The organism is Kitasatospora sp. NPDC054795, assembly GCF_053611565.1.
Genome location: NZ_JBSHAP010000163.1, coordinates 1 through 17,953, shown reverse-complemented (window position 1 = coordinate 17,953; position 17,953 = coordinate 1). Strand labels below are relative to the sequence as shown.

Here is a 17,953-nt window from a genome sequence, read left to right as displayed (position 1 = left end):
GGCCGGGGCCTCCGTGCGAGGTCTCACTCCTCGGCGGGCAGCTGCGCCAGGTACGCCTCGATCTCCTCCTGGCCCGGCTCCGGCGCCAGCTCCGGGAACTCCGTCACCAGCAGCCGGGGCAGCCCCGGCACCGTCCACCCGCCGAACAGGTCGAGCGCCGCGTCGACCGCCGCCTCCTCGAACTGCCCGAAGTCCCCGGCCAGTTCGTCAGGCATCGGCCGCCCCTGCGCGGTCAGCTCGGCCAGGTTGCGGTAGCTGCGCCGCATCAGGCCCTGCTCCAGCAGCCGCCGGGCGCCGTCGGTGGCCATGCCGACCGACAGCACCCGGCCCGGGCCCCAGCCCTGCTCGTCCGGCTCGTCCAGCCAGCCGGCCGGCACCAGTGCCTCGTACGCGGCCAGCCGGTCCTCCTCCGCGAGCTCCGCGAAGCCGGCCAGCCAGTCCCGCACCGCCGCCCCGTCCGTGACGTCCACCCCGTACGCGTGCAGCAGCACCGCGTACAGCCGGGGCCAGGTCACCAGGTCGGCGCGGCGCAGCAGCCCGGCCGCGACCTCGCCCTGCCACTCGGCCTCCTCGTGCAGCCGCTCCTGGCGCTTCGCGTTCAGCCGCCGGGCCGCCCGCTGGTGGTCGATCAGCAGCCGGACGGCGTCGCCGTAGGCGAGCGGGTCCTCCTCGGGTGCGGGTTGGACGTACAGGTGGAGCCGTTCGTACAGCAGGTGCTCCACCGCGTCGGAGGTCAGTTCCGGCCAGCCGTCGTGCATCCTGCCGTCGCCCAGCTCCAGCAGCGCCAGCACCGCGCGCAGCGGCGCCTCGGCCACCGGCGCGCGGTCCTGCCCGGCCGCCCAGGCGAGCAGGTCGGCGGCCTTGGTGCGGGGGGCGAGCCGCAGGTCTTCGTCGTTCATAGTCCGAACGGTAGCCGCCGGGCGGGGATAGGGTCGGCAGCCATGGTCCCCGTACGACTCACCGGCCCGCGACTGGCCGTCCGCGAGTACCACCTCACCGAGGACGACGTGGACGCGCTGCACGCGCTGTTCGGCGACCCGGAGGTCACCCGCCACCTGCCCTTCGGGCCGAGCGGCCGGGAGGACTGCGCCGACCAGATCGAGCTCTACCTGGAGGAGGCGATGGCCGAGGAGCGGGACACCTACCGGCTCGCCGTCACCAGGCTCGCCGACGCCGAGGAGCCGGCGGACGCGACGCCGATCGGGCAGGCCTCGCTCACCCTGGAAGGGCACCGCGCCGCTCAGCTCGGGTGCGTGCTGGCCCGCGGGTCCTGGGGCCGCGGCTACGCGCGCGAGACCGTCGGCCTGCTCTGCGACTTCGCCTTCGGCGCCCTGGAGCTGCACCGGCTGGCCGCCCGGGTCGCCGTGGACAACGACGCCTCCGTGAGGGCGCTCACCGGGCTGGGCTTCCGGCTGGAGGGCCGGCTGCGGCACGACGCGTTCAAGGACGGCGTCTGGTCCGACTCGTTCCTCTATGCGCTGCTCGCCGACGAGTGGCCGGGGGCGGGCCCGCGGGGGCGGACGACCGGCTGACCGCCCGGGCCACGGACCACCGCTCGCCCCCGCCGGCCGACCCCCTGCAGCGGCGGCCCGGCGGAGGGGGGTTAACCCCACCCCGGATCCGCCAGGCCTCCGGATCCCGTCCGGCCGGGCGCGTCCACCAGACTGGAGCCTGTCAGCGGGACGAACGACCGACAGTACGAGGGGCCGGGGGCCGGGAGCATGAGCAGCAGCCGCAGCATGGAGGACCGGGAGTGGGACGTCCTGGGCGGTCACGGTGACGACCCGCGCCCGGCCCGGGTCCGCCGGACCGAGCGGCGGCCGGCCGTGTGGCGGGCGCCGTTCTCGGCGTACTACTACCGCGAGGTCGGTTACGCGCTCAGCGGCCTGCCGGTGGCGATCGTCGGCTTCGTCGTCTCGATCACCCTGTTCTGCCTCGGCGTCGGCACCTTCGTCACCGTCATCGGTCTGCCCGTGCTGGGCGCCCTGACCAGCGTCGCCCGCGGTTTCGGCCGGCTGGAGCGGGCCCGGGTGCGCGGCATGCTGGCCCTGGACGTCCCCGGCCCGGCGCCGGTGCGCCGGGTCCGCGAGGGCAGCTGGGGCGCGGTCACCGCGCGGCTCGCGGACGGGGCCGGCTGGAAGGCCGTGCTGTACCAGGTGGTGATGTTCCCCTGGGCGGTGCTCAGCTTCGCGGTGACGCTGGTGTTCCTGCTGCTCGGCTGGGCGCTGGCGCTCTACCCCGTGTACCACTGGGTCTTCCCGACGTACACCTCCTGGAAGGGGTACCGGTTGTTCGACTTCCACGACAGCCACGGCATCCGGCACGTGTACGACGTCCAGTCGCCCTGGCAGATCGCCGGGCTCTCGCTCCTCGGCGTGCTGCTGATCCTCCTCACCACGCAGCTGGTCCGCGGCCTGACCAACGTCAACCGGGTCGCCGCCCAGGGCCTGCTCGGCCGCTGACCGGCCGGCCCCGGCCGAGGACCCCGCCCGCGCCCCGCCCGCACCCCGGACGCCTCCGGATGCGGGCGGGGCCGCCGCGTGTTCGGATGACCGGGTGGCCGCCGTCGGCATTCCCGCCGTTCCCCCGGACGTCCTGGTCACCTCCCGGCCGCTGGACGAGTACTGCGCCCTGTTCGGCCTCACCCGGGCCCGGCTCGCCGCCCTGTCCGGCCCGGTCCTGGACTGCCCCGGCGGCGCGGCCGGCCTGGCCGCCGAGGCGCGCGGGCTGGGCTGCCGGGTGATCGCCGTCGATCCGGCGTACGCGCTGCCGCTGCCGGCGGTCGCGGACGCCGCGATGGACGCCCGGACGGCGATGGCCGCCGCGATGGCCGCCCGCCCGCAGCTCTACCCCTCGCCCCGCCCGTACCGCGCCGAGCGCTACCTGCGCAGCTGGGACCGCGCCCGCCTGCTGTTCGCCGCCGACTCTTCCGCCCACCCGCAGCAGTACGTGGCCGCCGCGCTGCCCCGGCTGCCCTTCGCGGACGGCGCCTTCGCCCTCACCCTGAGCGGCTACCTGCTCTTCGCCTACCCCGAACTCTTCGGCCCCGAAAGCCAGTTGGCGGCGCTGACCGAGCTGGTCCGGGTCACCTCCCCGGACGGCGAGGTCCGGGTCCAGCCGCTGCACGACGGGTACGGCCGGCGCTGCGGCCACCTCGGCCCGCTGCGGTACGCGCTCGGCGAGCGCCGGATCGGCAGCGAGGTCCGCCGCTACCCCGGGCCGGTGGGCGGCCGACCCCGGCGGGTCCTGGTGCTGCGGGCCGCCGATCACCGCCGCCGGGCGCTCCGGCCACCGGTGATGTAATAGCCACTGTTGGGGGTCACTCCTATACTCGCCCGCATGACCGACACGACGATCCGGCGCGCCGACGAGACCGACGCCGACCGGCTCACCGAACTGATCCAGGCCTCCTCCGCCTATCACGGCGAGTACGCGCCGATGATCGAGGGCTACCGGGTGACGCCCGAGTACATCGCCCGCCACGAGGTGTTCCTCGCCGCCGACCCGGCCACCGGCCGGCTGCTGGGCTTCTACGGGCTGATCCGCGAACCGGCCGAACTGGACCTGATGTTCGTCGCCGACGAGGCCCAGGGGCTCGGCACCGGCCGCGCGCTGATCGCGCACATGCTGGAACTCGCCCGCGGAGCCGGGACCGCCGCCGTGCGGGTCGTCTCCAACCCGCCCGCCGAGCGCTTCTACCTGCGGGTGGGCGCCGAACGCGTCGGCACCTGCCCCGCGCGCGGGAGGATCACCTGGGAGCGTCCCGAACTGCGCTTCACCGTCCCGGAGTTCACCGGCTAGAGGTCCCCTCGGCCGACGGTCCGCCCTGCCCGCCCTGCCCGCCCGGCTGGGCCGGCACCACCGGGGCGGCCTGCGGCCCGGCCGGCGCCGGCCGCTCCGGCACGAGGGCCGGCGCCGGGAGCCGGGAGAGGATCTTCTCCGCCAGCCAACTGCGGTCCGACCCGTACGGAATGCCCCGCGGGTCGACCAGCTGCGTCGCCACCGCGTCCCGCAGCCGCTGCTCCCCGGCGGCGGGCAGCCGGGAGAGCAGCCCCCGGGCGGCCAGCAGCGCGTGGTACTGCTCGAAGCCCGAGCGCGGGCGCTCGATCGCGTCCAGCACGCTCGGCAGGTCCGCCAGCGCCGGATCGCCCTGCATCAGCGCGAGCGCCTGGATCCGCCGCCCCTCGGAGCCGTCCGCGAAGAGGGCCCGCACCTGGTCGGCGGTCAGCGCCGAACGCCGCGCGGTCGAGCGGACCTCCGCCACCACGCCCTCCGGCCCGGCCGGCGCGCCGGAGGAGGGCGGCAGCTGCCCGGCCAGTGCGGCCGGGCGCTCCGCGCTGCCGCCCAGCAGCCCGAGCTGCTGCATCGCGCGGACCCGCAGGTCGTCCGCGCCAACCTTGTCGCCGTGCCGGTCGCGGTCCTGCCCGGCGAGGAAGAGGTCCAGCGCCTGGTCGGTCTCGGTCAGCGCCTGCGGCAGTGCCAGCCGGGTCACCAGCCAGCCGGCCAGGAATCCGAAGACCAGGAAGTACAGCACCAGCGCCGCCGCGAACGGCGCCACGTCCCGGCCGCCGCCGAGCGCGGGCGCCAGCGCCGCGCCGAGGTCGTGCAGCCGCTCGCCGAGCGAGCCGAGCTGGGTCAGCCCGACGCCGAGCAGCACCTTGGTCAGCCAGTCCGAGACCTGCTCCAGATTGGTGTTCGGCGCGTACGAGCCCTGCGGCTCGCCGGCAGCGGCCCCGCCGCGCACCCGGGGCACCCCGAAGAGGAAGCCCAGTGCGCCGCCGAGCACCACCGAGGCCCCGATCACCACCAGCCCGCCGCCGAGCACCTGCCAGGCGTGCTCCCGGCCGAGCGCGAACAGCAGCAGTCCGAGCAGTCCCGTCCCGGCCAGCACCCCGGTGGCGCCCCACTGCGCCTTCCGCAGCGTCGCCCCGCCGTCCCCCGGCCGTTGCGCCTTCGCCATCGCCCACCCCCTGTGTCCGCGTCGCTCCGCTCCGGAACGCGCGCCGACTCTAGCGCCGCGGCCCCCGCGCGGAAACGTCCGGCCGGTGCCCCGGACACGGCGCGGGGAGCCTCCGGAATCGTGCCGGAAGCTCCCCGGGAACGCAGACGGCCCGCGGACTGCTCCTCCGCGCCGGCCCGTGCACTGGCCGGGCGCCGAGGCACCGGGGATGTACCGGTGAGACCGCGGGCCGGGTGACTGCTGTGGATTTCGCCTGCCGGAGGCCAGGGGCCTCATCCTGCGCAGGCAGGGGCGGCTCTAGCGAGCAGCCACCTCACGCATCCTGATGGAACTCAACTCAGGATCACCTCCTTTCAGTGTGCTGCCACGATAGGCAGCCCGCCGGACGGAGGGCAACGGATTATTTCGCGGAGCCCCGCCCGGCCCCGGTGCCGACCGTGCGGGGCGCGCCCGGATCCGCTGCTCAGGCGGTCTTGAGCTGGTCCTGGAGCTTGGTGAAGTCGACCGTGTTGTCGGCCGACGGGGCCTGGATGGTCAGCGGCTTGTCGAAGTCGCTGAAGTCGATCTTGCCGTTGCCGTCCTTGGCGCCCGAGTGCTCGACCCGCACCGGATAGGGCTTGCCCTCGGTGGCGATCTGCATGGTCGTGACCTCGCCCTTGGAGTCGGCGACCTTCAGGCTGAAGGTCTTCACGCCGTTGACGTTGCCCGCGGAGCCCTTCTCCACCTTGTCGCTGCCGCTCTTGTCGGCGGTGATCTTCTTGCTGAACTCGGCGAGGTTGCAGACGCTGATCAGGGAGCCCATCGACGGGTCGCTCTCGAAGCCGGTCAGGTAGCGGCCCTTGAACAGCTCGGCGGCCTTGGCGCCGTTCGGGCCGCCCACGTTGGTCCAGAAGTCCTTGTCCGGCTTGACGTACGAGGTCTTGCCGTCGCTGATGATCTCGAACTTGCCCATGCCGGGCATCGCCATGGTGCCGGTGCACTGGCTCTTGTTGTCCAGCGCCAGGTTCAGCTCCATGCTGCCCTCGCCGGTGTCGACGGTGCCGACCATCTTGAGGGAGCTCGCGGAGGCCAGGGCGTCCTTGGCCTGCTTCGCGATGTCCTGGGCGCTGAGCTTGTCGGTGTCGAGCTTCTGCGCGGTACCCGCCTTGGCGTCGCCGCCCGTCCCGTCGCTCTTGGTGCTGCCGCACGCCGCGGTGCCGGCCGCCAGGACGAGGCATATCGCGGCGGTGCTGACCAGTCGCTTCGACAGCATGTGGTTCTTCCTGTCCGGGTGGCCCGAACAGCCCCCCAATGAGATGAATTTTTCCTCAGTATGGTTCAGGACCCTGACAGGTGATCGTGGGACCGGCCGCTGTTACAGCTTCGTGGCAGGACCGTCCTTCGTCCGTACCCGGGAACGCGAAAGGCCCGGAGGACGAATCCTCCGGGCCTTCCGGCTACTGAGTAGCGGGGACAGGATTTGAACCTGCGACCTCTGGGTTATGAGCCCAGCGAGCTACCGAGCTGCTCCACCCCGCGTCGGTGAACACAACAATACGGGGAAGTCGCCGATATGGGAAATCGGTTCCTCAGGGCGCCCTGGCGACCCGCCGCCGACCGGGTGCCGGGTGCCGGCCCGCACGGCACCTCGCCCAGGCTGCGAAGGCGACCAGCGCGGCGAAGCAGGGCACCATCAGCGCCCCGTACACCACCAGGAAGCCGTCCGTGCCGAGGTCGGCGGCGGCGTTCCAGGTGCCGTGCAGCGCCATCGCCAGCAGCAGCCCGGCCGGCACCGCGAGCCGGGCCAGCCAGCGCCGCGCGGTGGTGAGGGCGACGGCCAGGCCGATCCCGGTGAGCGCGGTGAACAGCGGGTGGGCGAAGGGCGAGAGCAGGGCGCGCAGCACGAAGGTCTGCACGGTGCTGTCGAAGTCGCGCAGGCTGGGCGGGTCGCCGAGGCCGATGCTGTCCAGCCGCTGCCGCTGGTCGCTGCTGAAGGCCCGGCCCAGGTAGAGGGCGTTCTCGGTGAACGCGAAGCCGCAGGCGGTCATCCCGCCGAGCACCACCCCGGCGGCCAGGGTGCGCGGCCGGGAACGGTGGTGCGGCGCCCCGGAGGGCGGGGCCGGGCGCAGGTACGGCAGCGGCCGCAGGTACGGGCGCAGGCGCAGTCGGCCGCGGGCGTGCGGCCCGACCGGGTGGCGCGGGTGCGGGCGGGGGCTCCGGGGCGCGGGCGACCGGCGCAGCAGCGGCGCGCAGGGGCGTCCGGTGCGGCGGCCGCGGCAGCGCAGCCGCTGGCCGAGCGGGAGCAGGAGCACCAGCAGGGCGGTGGCCTTGGCGGTCTCCTCGATCACCGGGGTGGCGATCCCGGCGCCGAGCAGTTCCCCGAACTGGCCCCGGTGCCGGGTCAGGTAGCTCGCCGTCCAGTTGTTGGCCAGGATGGCGACGGTGGTGGCCGCGCAGGCGCCCCAGCCGAGGCAGAACACGGTGTGCCGCAGCGGGACCCGGGCGGTGAGGTTGAGCCAGGCCAGGCCGCCGAGCACGAACGGCAGCGGCACCACCGCCAGGCCCAGGCCGACCAGCAGTCCGACGGTGCCGGTCTGCCGCTGGACCAGGTGCAGGATCAGCACCCCGCAGCCGATCAGGGTCAGGACGGCGGTCGCGGTGACCGAGGAGAGCGCCACCGAGCGGCTGCGGCCCGGCGTGGCCCCGGGGGCGGTGGTGCCGGCGCGGAGGACGTGGTCGACGGCCGGGAGCGGCACGGCGGTACCCGGCCGGGGCAGCAGGCGATGCGCCCGGTGCCTCCGGGGCCCCGGAATGGTCCGGGTGCCGCCGGTGCTCGGGACCGTCTCCGGTGCGTCGGCGGCTGCTCGAACCGTCGTGCGACCGCCCGTCCGGAACCCGCCGCCGGACGGGCTGCCCATGCGGCACAGGGTAGGCCACGGCGGCGGCCCGCCGGGAGGAGTCGGGACGAACCGTCCCTCCCGGGCCCGCCCGTCCGGCCGCCGCGCCGCCGCCCGTTCGAACGGTGCCGGAGGGTCAGCGGCGGCGGAACAGCAGGTCGTGGACGACGTGCCCCTTGGCGATCCCGGCCCGTTCGAACTTGGTGACCGGGCGCCAGTCCGGCCTCGGGGCGTAGCCCGGAATGCTGCCGTCCGGGTGGTCCCCGGGCTCCAGCCAGCCGGTCCCGTCGCCCTCGGGGTGCAGGTTCTCCAGCTCCGGCGAGGCGGACAGCACCGCCAGCATCTGCTCCGCGTACGGCTCCCAGTCGGTGGCGCAGTGCACCAGCGCGCCGGGGGCGAGCCGGGGCAGCACCAGGTCGAGGAACGAGGGCTGGACCAGCCGGCGCTTGTGGTGCTTCGGCTTGGGCCACGGGTCGGCGAAGTAGACCCGCAGACCGGCCAGCGAGGCGTCCGGGAGCATGTCGCGCAGCAGGATCACCGCGTCGCCGGCGGCGGTCCGGACGTTGTGGGAGCCGTCCCGCTCCAGCAGGCCGAGCAGGTTGCCGTGGCCGGGGGTGTGCACGTCGGCGGCGAGGATGCCCATGGCCGGGTCGGCGGCGGCCATCGCGGCGGTGGTCTCGCCCATGCCGAAGCCGATCTCCAGGGTCACCGGCAGGCCGTCGAACAGCTCCCGCGGGTCCAGCGGGGTGCCGTCGATGGGGATGCCGTACGTCTCCCAGCTCCGGTCCAGGGCGCTCGCCTGGGCGTTGGTCATCCGGCCCCGGCGCGGCTGGAAGCTGCGGATGCGACGCTCGCGGTGCTGGGCCTCGGTGGCCTTGTGCGGGTACATCGGCGCGGGGTAGGCGGCCGGCGCGGCGGACATCCGGGCGGACGGCGAGGGCTGGGGGATCGGGGCGGTGGCAGTCACAATCACCCGAGTCTACGGGGCTGTCGGGGCTCTCCGGCCGGGCCTGTGACCGGGCTCATCCACCGGCCCGGCCGGCGCTCGGCCCACCTGTCGGCGGCCGGGGAACGGGGAAGGAGCCGCACCCCCGTGACGGCTCCTTCCCCTTCCTCCCGGCGTCGGCCCCCCGACCGACGCCGGCTCCTGCCGCGGCCGTCCCCTCCCTGCCGCGGCCGGGCCCGGTCGGCGCGGGCTCCCCGGCCCGGACCGTCCCGCTGATCCGCTACTCCTCCCAGGGCCAGCCGGCGTCCGCCCCGGATTCCAGGAGCGGGATCAGCCGGAAGGCCGCGTCGCCCAGGCCACCGAAGGTGTGCCGGTGGGCGCTGCCGCCGGGGCCGTGGCCCGGGGCGTAGCCGGCCAGGTTCCAGGTGTAGACGGGGACGTGGGCCGGGACGGCGGCGAGGGGGTCGCCGCCCCAGTGGCCGGGGCCGGTCTGCTCGTCGGTGACGATCACCACCCGGTCGTGGCCGCGGTAGTGGGTGCGGACGGCGTCGGCGGTGTTGGTGCCGCCGAGGTCGGAGAAACGTTCCAGCACACGCAGTACCGCCTCGCCCCGGCCGACGTCGACCACCCGGCTGGTGGTGCCGAACTCGACCAGGTCCGCCTCGGCGGCCCGGACCTTCAGCGCGGTGCCGAAGATCGCCGCCGAGTCCGCCCGGTTGAGCTCGGTCGGCCCGCCGGAGCGGTCGAACATCGAACCGGAGCGGTCCACCAGGATCAGCGTCCGGCCCGGCAGTTCGGGCACGTTGGCCAGCGAGTGACCGAGCGCCGTCTCCAGCGCGTGCCCCCAGCGCAGCGAGGGCACGTTGCGGTGCGCGGCCAGGTAGCGGAACGGGAACTGGCGCGAGCGCCGCACCTCGCCCTTGTCGGAGATCCGCCGGGCCACCTCGGCCGCGACGGCGTCCGAGACCCCGGCCCGGTCGAAGTTGCGCAGGTTCCGGACCAGCGCCATCGGGCCCATCGACGGGATGACCGCCGCCCAGACGTCCGCGTCCAGAGGCCCCTGCAGCCAGCCCGCCAGCGCCTCCCAGGTCAGCCCGGCGGCGGCCAGCCGCGCGGCGCCGCCCTCGGCGGTCACCGCCGACCGGCGCTCCTCGACGGGCAGCGCCAGCAGCTCGCGGTTGGCGGTCAGCATCCGGTCGGCGGCCGGCGGGACGGCCTCGTCCGGGCGGTGCCTGCGGTCCAGCGCGTACGCGAACAGGGCGCCCTGCCACTCCTTCGCCGGGTCCGGCGAGGGGTGGGTCAGCTCGATCACGTCGCCGAAGCGATAGCCCTTGCCCGCCGTGTCGTACTTGAGCAGCGAGCGGGCGTCGTACAGGTGCCGGACGGCGTCCGCGACCCCGCGCTTGAGCGGCTTGGGCAACGCCCGGCCGTAGCGCGAGGTCCAGTAGGCGAGCAGCTCGCCCGGCTCGTCGGCGCGCCGCAGCACCGCCGCGACGGCCTGCCGGGAGTGGCCGTGGGCGCCCGCGTCCAGCCGGGCGCGGGTGAACTCGGCGGCGCCGACCAGGGCGGCGGTGCGCATGTGGGCGCCGTAGCGCAGCCAGCGCAGCAGTCCGACGGTCCACTCCGGCTCGGCGACGGCGAGTTCGCGCACCAGCGCGGTGTAGCGGTCGTCGCGGTCGCCGCCGCGCTCGTGGAAGGTGTCCTGGCCGACCATGTTGGCGATCGCCAGCAGGAAGAGCTCGGACTTGCGGTCCCGGACGAAGCCCGGGCCGCCGTTGTGGTTGACGGTGCGCTCGCCGGTGGTGGCCACCGGCGAGCTCGGACCGGCCTTGGTCCTGCGGAAGTTGAACCTGGACATGCGGAAGCCCCCCTCGGCGTGCTGGTGTCAGTGGGGAGGGAGGCATGCTGCGGCAGCGGTGCCCGGGGCCGTCATGGCTGACGCGGACCCGGGCACCACGAAGAGCTGCCTCCCGAGATCAAAGGTGGCGGCGGTGTTTCGCGGGCTCGAACCGCAGCGCCCTGGGGGCGCCTCACCAAGAAGTAACCGCTGCCGTCGCACCGGGAGGTGCGGACGAACTGTTCACGTACAGGTGTCCAGAGATCGAAGGCGGCTGAGGTGACATAGCTGCTCTACCGACTGAGCTACACCGGCCCGAAGCCGGTGACGGGACTCGAACCCGCGACACGCCCATTAAGAGTGGAAGTAACCTCTGCCTGCGCACCTGGACGAGAGAGACCATAGCGAGGCCCCTCTCGTCACCGCACTCCATTTACCGCCGGACCGCCGGATCGCCGTTTACCGCCGGACCGCCGTCCCGTCCGCTCACGCCGGAGCGACGATCACCGCCCGGGCCCGCTCGGTCAGCTCCCGCACCCGGCGTTCCCCCTGGAAGGGCTCCAGCCGCCGCAGCATCTCCACCACGTACTCCCGGCTGCGCTGCGAGGAGATCCGGCCGGCCACCTCGACGGCGCGCTCGCCGGCGGCGACCGCGGCGTCCAGGTTGCCCGCCTCCGCCTCGGCCATCGCCGAGACCACCAGTCGCAGGCCGTGCGAGCGGACGAAGCCCTCGGTGGGCGTGGCCAGCGCCTCGCGGGTGAACTGCCGGACCTTGGAGGGCACTCCGAGGTCGCGGAAGCACTCGGCGGCGTCGGCGGCGAGCCGGTCGTAGGCGTAGAAGTCCATCCATGCCGGGTCGGGATCCCCGGCGCGCGCCCGTTCGAGCGCGCTCTCCGCCGCGCCGAGCGCCGTCGCACACGCCGCCGCGTTGCGGGCCTTGGCCTGGGCCCGGGCCTCCACCAGGTGGAAGAAGCTCATGGTGCGGGCGGTGGCCAGGCCCCGGTTGCGCTCCAGCGCGGCCTGGGCGAGGTCGACGGCCTCCTCGGCGAAGCCCCGGTAGCCCGCCTGGAGGCTCATCGAGGCCAGCACGTAGCCGCCGAGCGGGACGTCGGCGGCGGCCCGGGCGAGCCGCAGCGCCTGGATGTAGTAGCGCTGGGCGGCCTCGTGCTGCCCGGTGTCGAAGGCCATCCAGCCGGCCAGCCTGGTCAGTTCGGCGGTCGCGCCGAACAGCGCCCGGCCGACCGCGTCGCTGTACGAGGCGAGCAGCAGCGGCGCCGCCTCCACCCGCAGGCACTCCGGCACCATCGACGAACGCCAGTCGCCGCCGCCGTACTTGGAGTCCCAGCGACGGGCCTCCTGGGCGGCCTCGCGGAGCTTGGCGGCGTCCGAGTGGCCGACCCGGTAGGAGGAGGTGTCGGTGGGGGAGCGCGGCACCTCGCGGGCCACCGAGCCGTCGGCGGGGGTGATCAGCCAGCGGGAGACGGGGGTCGCGTAGGCGGCGACCGAGAAGGTGCCGGCCAGGCTGTCGCTCCAGCGGCCGCCGCCGGGCCCCCGGCGCAGGTCGAGGTCGACCCGCCACAGGTCGGTCGCCGAGCGGACCGCGTCGGCGACCTCGCGCGGGAAGGCCAGGCCGAGTTCGGGCGCCGGGTCGGTGTCGCCCAGGCCGATCTCCTCCAGCGGGACGGGCCGGCCGAGCTTGCCGCCGATCGCGGTGGCGATCAGGTGCGGGACGGGCCCCTGCGGCACCATGCCCTTGCTGACCCAGCGGGCCACCGAGGTCTTGTCGTACCGCAGGGTCAGCCCGCGTTGGGCGCCGAGGTCGTTGACCCGGCGGGCCAGTCCGGCGTTGCTGATCTGGGCGAGGGTCAGGAGCGTGCCGAGCCGTTCGTTCGGTCCACGTGGGCTGACGGTCATGGTGGCGGCTGCACCTCCTGCGGCCTTGTGCGCGGGGCCCGGGCGGCACCGGGCCGTAGCTGCTGTACCTAGCGTAGTCGGACGCGTTCCGACGGTTAAGAGGTCGCATTCCGGATGGCGGGATCGCGCACTCGGCCGTGCCGCACCGGAGTTGGTCCGGACCGCTCGGATCCGGCCGACCGTGCCGCGCGCCGGAGCGTCGTGCTCCGGTCCCGTGTACACGTGCGCCCGGCCGTGCCCCCTGGCCCGACCGGCTGGTCGGCGATTCGCTGGTGGTCGTGGGTCGGCCTGCCGTCGAGGACCCGGCGGGCCGGGGGACGCCGCCGCCTCAATCCCCGCGGGTGGTGGTGAAGTCCGGGAGGGCATGCGGATGCCCTCCCGGGCCGGGCGACGCCTTTCGGCCATCTCGCGATGCCCATGCCAAAGGTGATTCGCCGGCGGTCCGGGCCGGGGAGGGGGAGGCCCGGCCCGCCCGCCCCCCGGAGCACCAGGCGGATCGAACTCCCTTCCGGCGGGCGGAACTTGCCCACGCGCAGCGATCGCGCACCGGACGGAGCTCCGGCCGGGAGCGGGCCCGCACGGCCCCGGCGGTCCGTCGAACGGCCGGTCCGAACGGAGGCGGAACCCCGGAACACCGGCCACGGAGACGCCCCGCGGTGGCACGATGTCTCCTGACGGCGCGTCCGAGCTGCGGGGACCCGCCGGGACGCGCCCGGGCCGCCACGGCAGCACCACCCGGCCGCCCGGCGGGCGGCGAACGCGCCGCACGGATGCAGGTCCTCGTCCGGTGGAGGCACGATGCGGTGGCTGACGGGCTGGTGCACGGGTGCGCCGAGCGCGGGCTCCCCGGCGCACGAAGTGCGCGGCGGGGTCGAGCCGATCGCCGCCCGTCCGCTGTGGTCCGGGCCCGACCCGCTCTGGGCCGTGGGCGACTGGCGCCCCGCGGAGATCCGCCTGGTCACCCACCGCCCCGGCGCCCCCGCCGTGGTCAGCACCGGCCCCACCGAACCCGACCGGATCGAGGACACCCCCGCCACCACCCGGCTCGCCGTCCTCGGTCACTGCGGAGCCACCGACGCCGAACTCGCCGCCGGCCTCGCCGCCGCCCGCGGCGGCGCCGTCCGCCATCTCACCGCCTGGCCCGGCAGCTACACCGTCGTGCTGCGCTCCGGCCCCCGCTCCACCCTGCTGCTCACCGACCTGGCCGGCGCCCGGCCCGTCTTCCACACCCCGTGGGCCGGCGGCACCGCGTACGCCACCGCCGCGCTGCCGCTCGCAGACCTGGTCGGCGCCCCGCTGGACACCGGCCACCTCGCCGCCCGGCTCGCCTGCCCGGAGTCCCCCGAGGCGCTCGGCGCCGGCACCCCGTACCTGGGCGTGCAGCGGGTGCCGCCCGGCCATGTGCTCGGCATCCGCGGCGGCCGCCCGTACCTGTCCGGCTACGACGACCCGGCCGGTGCCGAGCAGCCGCGCGACGAGGCGCCCGCCGTCCGCGAACTCACCCGCGCCCTGCTGGAGTCCGTCCGCTCCCGGGTCCGCACCACCACGCCGGTCCCCGACCCGGTCGGACGGGCCCGGCTCGGCGTCGACCTCTCGTACGGGACGGCCTCCGCGACCGTCGCCCTGCTCGCCGCCGCCGTCCCGCTGCCGCCGGTGCCCGCGGCCACCGCCGGAGCCGGGACGGCCACCGTCGGGGCCAGGAGCGGCGCGGTCAAGGGCTCCTGGGCCCGCGCCGCCACCCGGGAGGCCGCCGCCCCCGAGCGGTTGGCCGCCGTCACGCTCGGCGAGACCGGGCCCCCGGCCGGCCTCGCGCTCGCCCCCGACACCCCGCGGCTGCGGCACACCGTGCTCGACCCCGGCCCGGACACCCTCCCGTACGCCGGGCCGGGAGCCGACCCCCGGGCGGGCCGGCTCACCGACGAGCCCGGGCCCGAACTCGTCGCCGCCGCCCGGGCCGAGGCCCGCTTCGACGCCGGCGGCACCGACCACCTCACCGGCTACGGCGCCCGCCAGGTCCTGGACGGACACCCGGCCCGGCTCGCCGACCTCGTCCGGGCCGGGCGGCCGCGCGAACTCCTTTCCCCGGTCGTCGCCCTGGCCGGCGCCGACCGGGCGGCCGCGGGCGTCCTCACCGGCACGCTGCGCACCCCGCTCACCGTGCTCCGGGCCGCGCACCGGCTCTCCCGGGTCCGCTACGCCGAGGCGCTGGACGAGGCGGCCGCCAAGCTGACCGCCCGCCACGTCCCCGACGGCGGCGGCACGGCGGGGGCCCGTTCGGCCGTCGACCTCGCCTGGTGCGTGCCCGGCCCGGCTGCCCGCTGGCTCTCCGACGAGGCGCTCTCCTCGGTGGCGCTGCGGCTCCGCCTGGCGGCGCGCAAACCGGCGCCCGAGGAGCACCCCGGCGCGTACCGGGCCCGACACGCCCTCTACCGGCAGGCGCGCGGGTTCCGCACGCTCGTGCACGCCGCCGAACAGCCCGGCCAGCGGCTGCACGCGCCCTTCCTCGACAACCAGGTGGTGCGCGCCGCCCGGCTGCTGCCCGACGACGTCCGCCTCCAGCCCGGCGCCCGGCACGCCCTCCTGCACGCCGTCCTCACCGGCGCCGGCCGCACCGACCTGCCCCCCGACTGGGGCCGCGGCCCCCGCCCCGACCGCACCGCCCCCGCCCGCGCGGGCCTGCGCCTCGCCGCCGACGGCCTCGCCGAACTCTTCGACGCCCCGCTGCTCGCCGAAGCCGGCCTCATCGACCTCCCCGCCGTCCGCGCCCGCCTCGCCCACTCGGCCGACCCCGCCACCCCCCTCTCCCCCGCGGACCTCGCCGGCCTCGCCGACCTCGTCTCCACCGAGCTCTGGCTCCGCCGGGTCCGCGCCCGCCGCCACGGCGCCTGCTGGACCGGCCTGCCCAGCCCCCGGCGGCCCGCCCTCACCTCCTGAGCCTGGTGGGCCTCCTGAGCCTGGGGAGCCCGCGCCGACGACTCCGGCCGGCCCGCCCCACGACCGTGGGCCCGCCCCGCACCCCGCCCTGCGGCGCGGTTGCCGGGGCCGGGTCGGGGCGGCGGTGATGATGGCGGGGGTGTGGATCCGGGGCGAGGAGGGTGCGCGGTGGCCGGTGGGAGCGCGGGGCGGGAGGTGCCCGTCGTGCTGTCGGTGCTCGGCCGGCCGCCGACGGGGCGGCCGCCGGGGGTGCTGGCGGCGTGCGACGGCTCGGACGGGTCGCTGTGGGCACTCGACCGGGCGATGACGGAGGCCGAGCTGTTCGGGCTGCCGCTGTACGTGCTCGCCGTGGTCAACCCGGCGCCGGCCGGCTACCCGCCGGGGATGGCGGAGCTGGTGCAGGAGAGCGTGGAGACGCTGGTCGAGAGCATGGCGGACGGGCTGCACCGCTCGGTGGCCGCCGTGCAGCGCCAGCGCCCCGCGTCGTACGCGGGGGAGCTGTCGCTGCACGTGGTGCTGGGCAGCGTGATCGAGGTGCTGCTGGAGGCGGCGACCCGGCAGCACACGCTGGTGGTCGGCACCCGGGGCAACGGCGGTTTCGCCCGGCTGCTGATGGGCTCGGTGAGTTCGGCGGTGGTGCACCACGCGGCATGCCCGGTGCTGGTGGTCCCGGCGCCGCCCGCGGTGTGATCCGCTCCACGGACCGGGCCGCCGGGAATGCCCCGAGATGGTTCATCGTTCACCCATCTTGTACACATTCGCCAAGACGCCCCCTGGAGCCCCCCGCAATGAAGGTCGAGATCTGGAGCGACATCGCCTGTCCCTGGTGCTACATCGGCAAGCGCCGTTTCGAGCAGGCCCTGGCGGACTTCCCGGGCAAGGAGCAGGTCGAGGTCGTCTACCGCCCGTACCAGCTGGTCCCGGACGCTCCCGCGACCGCGAGCCCGCACCGCGCCTGGCTGGCCGAGCGCTACGGCCCGCAGTCGGTGGCGATGGACGCGCGGGTGGCCGAGCTGGGCCTCGCCGAGGGCATCACGTACGACTTCGACGCCGCGCTGCACGCCAACACCCTCCTGGGCCACCGGCTGCTGCACCTCGCCGAGGTCGAGTACGGCCCGGCCGTCCAGGGGCGGCTGAAGGAGGCGCTGCTGAAGGCGCACTTCACCGACGGCGTCGACGTCGGTGACCGCGCCGCGCTGACCGACGTCGCCGTGGCGGCCGGCCTGGACCGGGACCGGGTGACCGCCTACCTGGCGGGCGACGAGGGCGTCGCCGAGGTCGACGCCCAGCTGGCCGAGGGCCGCGAGCTGGGCATCAACGCCGTGCCGACCTTCGTCTTCGAGGGCAAGTGGGCCGTCCAGGGCGGCCAGGACGCCGAGACCTTCCGCAAGGTGCTGGACCAGGTCGCCACCGAGATCGGCGAGCGCCGTCCCGCCCCGGTGCAGGTCGCCCCGGCCGGGGAGGCCTGCGCGGACGGCTCCTGCGCCATCTGACGCCCGGCCGACCGGGCGCACGGAATCGCGGACCCGAGGCCCGCTCCAGGACTCCTGGAGCGGGCCTGCGTCATGACCGACCGGAGACCCGACCGGAGGACTACCCGGAGACCCGACCGGAGACCCGACCGGAGCGCGCGCCCGTCACGAGCACCGGAAGCGGGCCTGGGCCCAGTCCGCGACGTTCAGCGCCGACCAGATCCCGCTCACCGGCGTGACCACCAGCTTGACCGACTTCTGCCCGGCCAGCGGCACGTGCACCGGCACCGCGTCGTCGCCGACGGCCAGCGCGCGGGAGCTCCACAGGGTGCTGCCGTCACCGCCCTGGACGGAGAAGACGACTCTGCCGGGCGAGAGCGTGGCGTCGTCCACCCCGGCCACCGCGTCGAAGGACGCGCAGCTGCGGTTGAGGTCGATCACGGTGGTCGCCGGGGCGTGCACGGTGATCGCGTGCGGGTGGTAGTCGCCGCCGATCCAGCCGCCGTCACGCTGCCAGAAGTTGTCGCTGCCCTTCTGCCGGATGCTCGGCTCGGGCGGCGGCACCCGGTTGTTGCCGGGCTTGAGCACCGGCAGCGAGTTGCCCCAGAAGTCACTGAGGACGGGCGGCACCGGCGTGGTGACGGTCGGGGTCGGCACCGGCGGCAGGGTGGGCGTCGGCACCACCGGGACGTCGGGCGTGGGCAGCGGCGGCAGCGGCGGCAGGGTCGGCACGGGCACGACCGGGGGAGTGAAGGTCGGCTTCGGCGCCTTCGAGCTGCTGGGCGCGGGCGTGACCGGCTCCGGCGCCCCCGTGGTGGCGGGCTGCGGAGTCCGGGAGGCGGCGGCCGGCTGGGCCGAGGGGCTCGCCGCGGGCGCCTCCGGGGCCGGATCGGCGGCGCCGGGCGTCGGAGCCGGGGCCGGGGCCGCGGTGGGCGCGGCCGGGGGCGGCGCCGGAGCGACGGCGACCGGGGCGCTGGGGGCCAAGGGAGCGGCCGCCGGGGGCGCCGGCTCGGG

The 17,953-nt window shown here is 75.7% G+C and carries 15 protein-coding genes, 1 tRNA gene and 1 pseudogene; 8 read left to right on the top strand and 9 right to left on the bottom strand.

Annotation, left to right across the window (positions count from 1 at the left end):
- Positions 1-23: 23 nt before the first annotated feature.
- Positions 24-899: a hypothetical protein gene (locus ACWGJO_RS36940; protein ID WP_359913968.1), complete on the bottom strand. Its 876-nt coding sequence runs from the start codon at positions 897-899 to the stop codon at positions 24-26.
- A 42-nt stretch (positions 900-941) separates the two neighbouring features.
- Here ACWGJO_RS36940 and ACWGJO_RS36935 point away from each other — a divergent pair, with 42 nt between their 5' ends.
- From ACWGJO_RS36935 to ACWGJO_RS36920, 4 genes are all read left to right on the top strand, one after another.
- A complete protein-coding gene (locus ACWGJO_RS36935) occupies positions 942-1,532 on the top strand; it encodes a GNAT family N-acetyltransferase (RefSeq protein WP_452190048.1) in 591 nt (196 codons plus the stop codon).
- A 189-nt stretch (positions 1,533-1,721) separates the two neighbouring features.
- Positions 1,722-2,462 carry a sensor domain-containing protein gene (locus ACWGJO_RS36930; RefSeq protein WP_452190047.1) on the top strand — a complete coding sequence of 247 codons (741 nt, stop codon included), beginning with the start codon at positions 1,722-1,724 and terminating at the stop codon, positions 2,460-2,462.
- Between the two features lie 94 nt (positions 2,463-2,556).
- Positions 2,557-3,303, top strand: coding sequence for a hypothetical protein (locus ACWGJO_RS36925; RefSeq protein ID WP_452190046.1), 747 nt, complete (start codon positions 2,557-2,559; stop codon positions 3,301-3,303).
- Between the two features lie 36 nt (positions 3,304-3,339).
- The gene (locus ACWGJO_RS36920; protein WP_452190045.1) at positions 3,340-3,801 is read left to right on the top strand and encodes a GNAT family N-acetyltransferase; all 462 of its coding nucleotides are present in this window, start codon (positions 3,340-3,342) and stop codon (positions 3,799-3,801) included.
- Here the strand turns inward: ACWGJO_RS36920 and ACWGJO_RS36915 are convergent.
- The 7 genes from ACWGJO_RS36915 to ACWGJO_RS36885 all read right to left on the bottom strand — a co-directional run bounded on the left by ACWGJO_RS36915 (position 3,791) and on the right by ACWGJO_RS36885 (position 12,533).
- The gene (locus tag ACWGJO_RS36915) at positions 3,791-4,960 is read right to left on the bottom strand and encodes a hypothetical protein (RefSeq protein WP_452190044.1); all 1,170 of its coding nucleotides are present in this window, start codon (positions 4,958-4,960) and stop codon (positions 3,791-3,793) included. The two genes, ACWGJO_RS36920 and ACWGJO_RS36915, sit on opposite strands and share 11 nt — an antisense overlap.
- 463 nt (positions 4,961-5,423) lie before the next feature.
- Entirely contained in the window at positions 5,424-6,212 is a 789-nt protein-coding gene (locus ACWGJO_RS36910) for a hypothetical protein (RefSeq protein ID WP_452190043.1), read from the bottom strand.
- A 192-nt stretch (positions 6,213-6,404) separates the two neighbouring features.
- Positions 6,405-6,478, bottom strand: a tRNA-Met gene (locus ACWGJO_RS36905).
- 50 nt (positions 6,479-6,528) lie between these two features.
- Positions 6,529-7,695: a PrsW family intramembrane metalloprotease gene (locus ACWGJO_RS36900; protein WP_452190042.1), complete on the bottom strand. Its 1,167-nt coding sequence runs from the start codon at positions 7,693-7,695 to the stop codon at positions 6,529-6,531.
- 277 nt (positions 7,696-7,972) lie between these two features.
- Positions 7,973-8,758, bottom strand: coding sequence for a tRNA (guanosine(46)-N7)-methyltransferase TrmB (gene trmB, locus ACWGJO_RS36895; RefSeq protein WP_387737304.1), 786 nt, complete (start codon positions 8,756-8,758; stop codon positions 7,973-7,975).
- A gap of 304 nt (positions 8,759-9,062) precedes the next feature.
- The gene (locus ACWGJO_RS36890; RefSeq protein WP_452190041.1) at positions 9,063-10,640 is read right to left on the bottom strand and encodes a TROVE domain-containing protein; all 1,578 of its coding nucleotides are present in this window, start codon (positions 10,638-10,640) and stop codon (positions 9,063-9,065) included.
- A 465-nt stretch (positions 10,641-11,105) separates the two neighbouring features.
- Entirely contained in the window at positions 11,106-12,533 is a 1,428-nt protein-coding gene (locus tag ACWGJO_RS36885) for an MFS transporter (RefSeq protein ID WP_355264844.1), read from the bottom strand.
- 798 nt (positions 12,534-13,331) lie between these two features.
- On the opposite strand from ACWGJO_RS36885, the gene ACWGJO_RS36880 reads away from it, so the two are divergent.
- The 3 genes from ACWGJO_RS36880 to ACWGJO_RS36870 all read left to right on the top strand — a co-directional run bounded on the left by ACWGJO_RS36880 (position 13,332) and on the right by ACWGJO_RS36870 (position 16,960).
- Complete coding sequence (locus ACWGJO_RS36880) at positions 13,332-15,467, top strand: asparagine synthase-related protein (protein WP_452190040.1); 2,136 nt, start codon at positions 13,332-13,334, stop codon at positions 15,465-15,467.
- A gap of 168 nt (positions 15,468-15,635) precedes the next feature.
- Positions 15,636-16,157, top strand: a complete 522-nt coding sequence (locus ACWGJO_RS36875; RefSeq protein WP_452190039.1) for a universal stress protein — start codon at positions 15,636-15,638, stop codon at positions 16,155-16,157.
- Positions 16,158-16,255: 98 nt separating this feature from the next.
- Positions 16,256-16,960: a DsbA family oxidoreductase gene (locus ACWGJO_RS36870; protein ID WP_401053114.1), complete on the top strand. Its 705-nt coding sequence runs from the start codon at positions 16,256-16,258 to the stop codon at positions 16,958-16,960.
- Positions 16,961-17,104: 144 nt separating this feature from the next.
- Here ACWGJO_RS36870 and ACWGJO_RS36865 read toward each other — a convergent pair whose 3' ends face one another.
- The gene (locus ACWGJO_RS36865; protein WP_452190038.1) at positions 17,105-17,677 is read right to left on the bottom strand and encodes an NPCBM/NEW2 domain-containing protein; all 573 of its coding nucleotides are present in this window, start codon (positions 17,675-17,677) and stop codon (positions 17,105-17,107) included.
- A gap of 10 nt (positions 17,678-17,687) precedes the next feature.
- On the opposite strand from ACWGJO_RS36865, the pseudogene ACWGJO_RS36860 reads away from it, so the two are divergent.
- Positions 17,688-17,953 (top strand): annotated as a pseudogene (locus ACWGJO_RS36860) (hypothetical protein); the annotation flags it as partial.